Annotated in this window: 1 protein-coding gene; it reads left to right on the top strand. The window is 62.3% G+C overall.

What is annotated here, in order from left to right; translation table 11 throughout:
- Window positions 1-27: 27 nt before the first annotated feature.
- A partial coding sequence (locus MKK64_RS04535; RefSeq protein WP_243932376.1) for an alcohol dehydrogenase catalytic domain-containing protein occupies window positions 28-491 on the top strand: 464 nt, incomplete at its 3' end.

Here is a 491-nt window from a genome sequence, read left to right as displayed (position 1 = left end):
GTGATATTTTCCAGCAGGATCATCGAAATGAAGGCACTTACTTGGCAGGGCCGAGGCAAGATCTCGTGCGAGACTGTGCCGGACCCGAAGATCGAGCATGGTCGTGACGTCATCATCAAGGTGACCGCCTGCGCGATCTGCGGCTCGGACCTTCACCTCATGGGCGGCTTCATGCCCACGATGGAGTGCGGCGACGTCCTCGGGCACGAGACCATGGGTGAAGTCATCGAGGTTGGTCGGGACAACGCCAAGCTGAAGGTCGGCGACCGTATCGTGGTGCCCTTCACGATCTGCTGCGGCGAGTGTCGCCAGTGCAAGTGGGGCAACTGGAGCTGCTGCGAGCGCACCAATCCAAATGGAGCGATGCAGGCCAAGGTGTTTGGCTATCCGCTCGCCGGACTGTTCGGCTTCTCGCACCTTACCGGTGGCATCCCCGGCGGCCAGGCTGAGTACCTGCGGGTGCCCTACGCCGACGTCGGCCCCATCGTCGT

The organism is Methylobacterium sp. E-025 (assembly GCF_022829705.1).
Classification (GTDB): Bacteria; Pseudomonadota; Alphaproteobacteria; order Rhizobiales; family Beijerinckiaceae; genus Methylobacterium.
The sequence above is the reverse complement of the archived record's forward strand: the minus strand, read 5'-3'. Positions and strand labels throughout refer to the sequence as shown.